This window comes from Mesorhizobium sp. M2A.F.Ca.ET.067.02.1.1 (assembly GCF_004023285.1).
In the GTDB taxonomy this organism is placed as follows: Bacteria; Pseudomonadota; Alphaproteobacteria; order Rhizobiales; family Rhizobiaceae; genus Mesorhizobium.
In genome coordinates this window covers 1-6775 of sequence record NZ_RZSB01000294.1, presented here as the reverse complement: position 1 = coordinate 6775, position 6775 = coordinate 1, and the positions used below count along the sequence as shown (strand labels likewise).

The 6775-nt window shown below is 63.4% G+C and carries 6 protein-coding genes; all 6 read right to left on the bottom strand.

Translation table 11 applies throughout. From position 1 onward, the window contains the following. On the bottom strand, positions 1–948 hold a 948-nt coding region (locus tag EOA28_RS19735), incomplete at its 3' end, for a GMC family oxidoreductase (protein WP_148670765.1). 5 nt (positions 949–953) lie between these two features. Then, the gene (locus EOA28_RS19730) at positions 954–2069 is read right to left on the bottom strand and encodes an ABC transporter ATP-binding protein (RefSeq protein WP_126081444.1); all 1116 of its coding nucleotides are present in this window, start codon (positions 2067–2069) and stop codon (positions 954–956) included. 22 nt (positions 2070–2091) lie between these two features. After that, positions 2092–3036, bottom strand: coding sequence for a carbohydrate ABC transporter permease (locus EOA28_RS19725; protein ID WP_128315182.1), 945 nt, complete (start codon positions 3034–3036; stop codon positions 2092–2094). After that, positions 3033–3992 (bottom strand): sugar ABC transporter permease, encoded by a 960-nt coding sequence (locus EOA28_RS19720; RefSeq protein ID WP_126081446.1) that lies wholly within the window; start codon positions 3990–3992, stop codon positions 3033–3035. The genes EOA28_RS19725 and EOA28_RS19720 overlap by 4 nt, the downstream gene beginning before the upstream one ends. 125 nt (positions 3993–4117) lie before the next feature. Further along, on the bottom strand, positions 4118–5371 hold the full coding sequence (locus EOA28_RS19715; protein WP_127253562.1) for an ABC transporter substrate-binding protein: 1254 nt from the start codon (positions 5369–5371) through the stop codon (positions 4118–4120). 58 nt (positions 5372–5429) lie between these two features. Beyond that, on the bottom strand, positions 5430–6775 hold a 1346-nt coding region (locus EOA28_RS19710; protein WP_128315181.1), incomplete at its 5' end, for an aldehyde dehydrogenase family protein.

Genomic DNA, 6775 nt, shown 5'->3' with positions numbered 1-6775 from the left:
CTTCTGGTACACGCTATCGTTGCGGCGGCGCGGATCGATCGCCAGCATGGCGCTCGAATTGTGGTTCATGAAATTGCGTCCGACCTGGTCGGAGCTGTTGGCGAGGCCTTTGCCTTTCGCCGAGGGCGAGCGCAGCAGGATGGCGGCCGAGTTGATCGCGCCGGCCGACAGGATGACGAGTTTCGGCGACAGCGTCTTTTGCGCGCCGTTCTGCGTGTAGTGGATGGCGGCGATCGACTTGCCGTCCGGCGCGGCTTCGAGCCAGTCGACATGGGCACCGGTTTCGAGGCGGATGTTCGGGTCCCTCAGCGCTTCTGCCAGGGGCCCGGTCTGCGCGTCGATCTTGCCCTGGCCGGTGTTGGGGAAGGCGTCCCAGCCGGTCCTGCCTTCCTTCAGCCAGGTCTCGATGTCGACGCCGAGCGGCAGTGAAGCGGGATGCAGTCCAAGGCTCTTCAGCTCAGCGCGGGCACGCGCGATCGGCGGTTCGTCCGGCACCGGCTTGAAGGGATAGGGGATTGAATGGAACGGCTCGGTCGGGTCTTCGCCGAGCACGCCGCGCACGCGAAAGAGCTGCTCGGCCTTCGAATACCAGGGCTCGAACTCGTCATAGGAAAACGGCCAGGCCGGCGAGACGCCGCCGAAATGCTCGAGCTCGGAGAAATCCTCCTCGCGGTAGCGGATTAGGACGGCGCCGAAGAACTTCGAATTGCCGCCGACATAGTAGTAATTGCCGGGGTTGAAGGGCGCGCCTCCGGCCTCGCGCCACATCTCCTTCGGCCGGTAGTGCTCGTCCAGGAAAATCGATCGCGTCAAGCGCGCATGCGGTGTCGCGGGCAGCGGCTCGCCGCGCTCCAGGATGAGGATCGAGGCGCCGCTGCCGGCCAAGCCGGAGGCGATCGTGGCGCCGCCGATGCCGGAGCCGATGATGACGATATCCGCGTTTGTCATAGCTTTTAAAGTATGCGCTTCTCGGTCGCCGGGTCGAAGAACACCGCCTTGCTGAGGTTGAAGGCCAAGGGCGTGCTGGTGCCGGGCTGGATCCTGGCATCGGCTCTCAGCCGCGCCACCACGCCCTTGCCGCCGAGATTGGTGACCGCGAAGGTGTCGGAGCCGGCCGGCTCCACCACCTCGATATGGCAGTCGGCGGTAGCGATGGCGGACCCGTTGCGTTCCGCGCCTTCCGGATCGGTCAGCGCTTCGGGACGGACACCGAAAATGACCTGCTTGTCCTTGAAGGCCGACAGACCGGCGGGCGCGCCGGGCATCGGCAGCACGATCGGCTGGCGCGACTCGCGGTCCAGCACCACCGAAAGGCCGGCGCCATTGCCGTCGATCTTGGCCGGGATCAGGTTCATCGCCGGCGAGCCCATGAAGTCGGCGACGAAGATGTTGGTCGGGTTGTTGTAGATCTCGGCCGGCGTGCCGAATTGCTGCACCTCGCCGTCGCGCATCACGGCGATCTTGGTCGCCAGCGTCATCGCCTCGATCTGGTCGTGCGTGACATAGACGATCGTCGTGCCGGTGGTGGCATGCAGGCGCTTGATCTCGATGCGCATGTCGACACGCAGCTTGGCGTCGAGGTTCGAAAGCGGCTCGTCGAACAGGAAGAGTTTCGGGTCGCGCACCAGCGCCCGGCCCATGGCGACGCGCTGGCGCTGACCGCCGGAAAGCTGGCTGGGCTTGCGGTTGAGGAGATGACCGATCTGCAGGATCTTGGCCACCTTGTCGATCGCCGCCTGGCGCTCCGCCGCAGGCACGCCACGCATCTCCATGCCGAAGGCGATGTTTCCGGCAACCGTCATGTTGGGGTAGAGCGCGTAGCTCTGGAACACCATGGCGATGTCGCGTTTCGAAGGATGGAGGTCGTTGATCGCGCGGCCATCGACACGGATCTCACCCTCCGTGATCTGCTCCAGCCCGGCGATGGTGTTGAGCAGCGTTGACTTGCCGCAGCCGGACGGACCGACCAGCACCAGGAAGCCGCCCTTTTCGAGCTCGACATTGATGCCCTTCAGGATCTCGACACTCCCGAAGCGCTTCTTCAGCCCATCAATTTCCAGAAAAGCCATGGTCGTTCCTTCAGAAATAGGGTCAGCCCTTGACCGCGCCGGCCATCAGCCCGCGCACGAAATAGCGGCCGGCGACGACATAGACGATCAGGGTGGGGAGCGCGGCGATCATCGCCGCCGCCATGTTGACATTGTATTCGACGACGCCGGTCGAGGTGTTGACGACATTGTTCAACGCCACAGTCATCGGCATCACGTCGCCGGAGTCGGCATAGGCGGAAGCGAACAGGAAGTCATTCCAGATGTTGGTGAACTGGTAGATCACTGTCACAACGATGATCGGCAGCGAATTGGGCAGCATGATGCGCCGGAAGATCTGGAAGAAGGAGGCGCCGTCGACCTGCGCCGCCTTGATCAACTCGGTCGGGAAGGCCTCGTAATAGTTGCGGAAGAAGAGCGTGGTGAAGCCCAGTCCATAGACGACGTGGACGAAGACCAGGTTCACCGTCGAATTGCCGAGGCCGAAATTGAACCCTGTCGCGTTCTGCAGCGTGACGCCGAAGCGTCCGAGGCTGCCGAGGATCGTCGCCATCGGCAACAGCACCGACTGGAACGGGATGAAACAAGCAAACAGCATCATCGCGAAGACCAGCGTGTGGCCGCGGAAGCGCCATTTGGTCAACACATAGCCATTCAGCGCGCCAAGCAGCGTCGAGATCAGCACTGCCGGCACGACCATCTTGATGGAGTTCCAGAAATAGCCTTTCATGCCGACGCAGGTCAGACCCGAGCAAACTTCACTCCACGCCTTTATCCATGGTGCGAAAGTCGGCGCATGCGGCAGCGATAGCATGTTGCCGTTCTGGATCTCGTCCATGGTCTTGAACGAGGTCACCAGCATGACGAAGAGCGGCATCAGGTAGAAGATCGCGAACAGGGCCAGCAGGCCGTAGATGACGATGCGGTTGATCGCCTTGGTGCTCAGGCCGCTCGAAGCCTGGCGGGCGGGTGAAGTGACGGCGCTCATCGCGACTTCTCCCTGAGCTCGGAATAGAGATACGGAACAATGATGGCCGTGATGGTCATCAGCATGATCACGGCGCTGGCCGACCCGACCGCCATCTCGTTGCGCTTGAAGGTGAACTCATACATGAAATTGGACGGCAGCCAGGCCGAGCCGCCGGGGCCGCCGCTGGTCAGCGCGACGACCAAGTCATAGGACTTGATGGCCAGATGCGCGAGCACGATGAAGGCCGACAGGAACACCGGCCGCAGCAGCGGAATGACGATGCGGCGGTAAAGCTGGAAGGTGGATGCGCCGTCGATCTGCGCCGCCTTCATGATCTCGCCGTCGATGCCGCGCAGGCCAGCCAGGAACATCGCCATGATGAAGCCGGAAGCCTGCCAGACGCCGGCGATGACGACCGTGTAGATGACGAAATCCTTGTTCTTGATCCAGTCGAAATGGAAGCTCGTCCAGCCCCATTGGTGCAGCGTCTGCTCCAGCCCGAGGCCGGGATCGAGGAACCATTTCCAGGCGACGCCGGTGACGATGAAGGAGAGCGCCATCGGGTAGAGATAGATCGGCCGCAGCATGCCTTCGCCGCGGATCTTCTGGTCGAGAAGGATGGCCAGGAACAGGCCGAGCGCCAGGCAGATCAGGATATAGAGGAAGCCGAAAATGCCCATATTGGTGATCGAGGTGTACCAGCTCGACGGCGGATCGCTCTCGAAGGTCCAGCGCCACAGCCGCTGATAGGCGCGGGGACCGGTGATGGCGTAGGACGGGAAAGTCTTGGAATTGGTGAAGGACAGATAGATCGTCCACAGGATGAAGCCGTAGACGAAGACGATCGTCGCCGCGAAGCTCGGCGCCAGAACGATCTTCGGCAACAAATCCTGCAGCCGCGACCGTACCGACGCGCCGGGACGGGCGTCGTGCTCCGGTGTCAGCTTGATCTGAGTTTCGGCAACTGTGCTCATCGGCTTGTCCAGTTCCGGTTGGTCGGAAACCGCCCGGCGCGAAAACGCACCAGGGTTGTCCCACACCTTTTGTCGACAGGAGACCTCCCCCGCCGAAGCGGGGGAGACCTGAGTTCAAGCGATCCTTACTTGGCGTCGTCGATCGCCTTGACCAGCTCGGTCACGGCCTCGTCGGAGCTCTTGATCTGACCATGGACGAATTTCGACACGACGTCCTTGTAGGCGTTGGCGACGGCGGGCGGAGCGCCGTAGCCCTGCGCCAGCGAGCCGAACAGCGTGCCGCCTTCGTTGGCCTTCTTCAGGTCGGCGATGCCCTTCTTGCCGCAAGCGTCGAAGTCGGTGTCCGGCACGTCGGTGCGGGCCGGGACCGAACCCTTCACCACGTTGAAGGCCGACTGGAAGCTTTTCGACAAGGTGGCGGTGGCCAGCGCGACCTGGGCGGCCTTGCGATCCTCCGGCACGTTGAACATGCCGAACATGTCGGAGTTATAGACGACCGAGCCGTCGGTGCCCGGGAAGCGGTAGCAGAGGAAGTCGGTGCCCGGGGTCTTGTTGGCGGCGTGGAACTCGCCCTTGGCCCAGTCGCCCATCACCTGAACCAGCGCGTCGCCCTTGATGACCATGGCGGTGGCGAGGTTCCAGTCGCGGCCCGAGAAGTTCGGATCGACATATTTGACGAGCTTGGCGAGGTTGTCGAACGACTTCTTCATCGTGTCGGACTTGAGCGAGTCCTCATCGAGGTCGTTCATCGCCTTCTTGTAGAACTCCGGCCCGCCGGTCGACAGCACGACCGAGTCGAACATGGTGGCTTCCTGCCAGTTCTGGCCGCCCAGGGCGAGCGGGGTGACGCCCGCAGCCTTGGCCTTGTCGAGCAACGCCACGAAGTCGTCGAAGGTCTTCGGCTCGGTGCCGCCGATCTTGTCCATCACCGCCTTGTTGATCCACAGCCAGTTGACGGAGTGGACGTTGACCGGTGCGGCCACCCACTTGCCGTCATAGACCGAGAATTTCTGCAGGGCGGCCGGAACCGACTTGTCCCAGCCTTCCTTCTTGGCGGTCTCGGTCAGGTCGCCCATGACGCCGGCGGCGGCATAGTCGAGCACGGTGTAGCCCAGCATCTGCGAGGCGGTCGGGTAGTTGCCGGCCGCGACCATCGCCTTCAGCGCGGTCATGGCAGCGTCGCCGCCGCCGCCGGCCACCGGCACGTCCTTCCAGGCAAAGCCTTCCTTGGCCAGATCCTGCTTCAGCACGTTCAGAGCTGCCGCTTCGCCGCCCGAGGTCCACCAATGCAGCATCTGCACTTCCTTGACGTCCGCGGCATGCGCCGAGAACGCAAAGCTCGTCGCAAGAGCCGTTCCGATAAGCAGTTTGCGCAACATGTACTACCTCCCTTGTTGCATACACATAACCGGCGGGTGTCCGCCGGCGTCTCCCAACTCAGCCGACCCACCAACCGGTACGCTGGCCGCGATGAAACTGGATGGTCTTTTCCTCGGTATAATCCTCGACAGCGCGTTTGCCGAGTTCGCGTCCCAGACCGGACTGCTTGTAACCCCCGAAAGGCAGCTCTGGGTAACCTTCCATGAACGTGTTCACCCAGATCGTCCCCGAACGCACACCGCGCGCCACCGACATGCATGTGTCGATGCTGGCGCTCCACACCCCTGCAGACAAACCATAGGGCGTGTTGTTGGCAATGTGCAATGCCTTTTCAATCGTTTCAAAAGTGAGCACGGACAGCACCGGACCGAACACTTCCTCGCGCGCGATCGCCATGTCTTCCGTGACGTTACGGACGATGGTCGGATCGAGGTATTGGCCGGCGTTGGATTGAAGCCGGGTGCCGCCGCTGAAAACGCTGCCGCCGTCGGTTTGCGCCGCCGTTACATAGCCGGCTACCTTTTCCATATGGTCGGCCGAGATCATGGCGCCGACCTTGGTGCGGTCGTCGAGCGGATCGCCGACGCGGACCTTTTTAGCCAGCGCCTTGACTGCGCCGAGGAAGTCGTCCGCGATCGTCGCATGCACGATCAGGCGGCTGCCGGCATTGCAGCATTCGCCGGCGTTGAAGAAGCCGCCGAACACCGCGGCATCGGCCGCCGCGTCGAGGTCGGCATCGGGGAAGACGATCTGGCCGTTCTTGCCGCCGAGCTCCATCGAGACCTTCTTCAAGGAGTTCGAGGCAGCGGCCATGGTCATCTTGCCGACGCGGGTCGAGCCGGTGAAGGAGACCATCTCGACCAGCGGATGGCTGACCATCGGCGCGCCGACATCGGCGCCGTAGCCGGCGAGGATGTTGACGACGCCGGCCGGCAGGCCGGCTTCGAGCAGGATGTCGCCGAGCACGAAGGTCGAGGCCGACGTCATCTCGCTCGGTTTCACCACCGCCGTGCAGCCGGCGGCGAGCGCGAAGGGCAGCTTTTGGCTGACGATCAGGAAGGGGAAGTTCCACGGCGTGATGATCGAGACCACGCCGATCGGTTCGCGCAGCACGACGCCCAGCATATCGTCGCCGAGATTGGCGTAGCTCTCGCCATGCAGCGTGCGGGCGAGCGAGGCGGCATAGCGCCAGATGTCGATAGCGCCGCCGATCTCGCCGCGCGCCTGGGCGATCGGCTTGCCGGACTCCAGCGCATCGAGCCGGGCGATCTCCTCCAGGCGGGTCTCGATCAGGTCGGCGGCCCTGAGCAGCACCGCGGCGCGCTCGGAGGCCTTCATGCGCGGCCATGGGCCGGTCTCGAACGCCTTGTGCGCGGCCTGGACCGCCGCCTCGACCTCCGCGG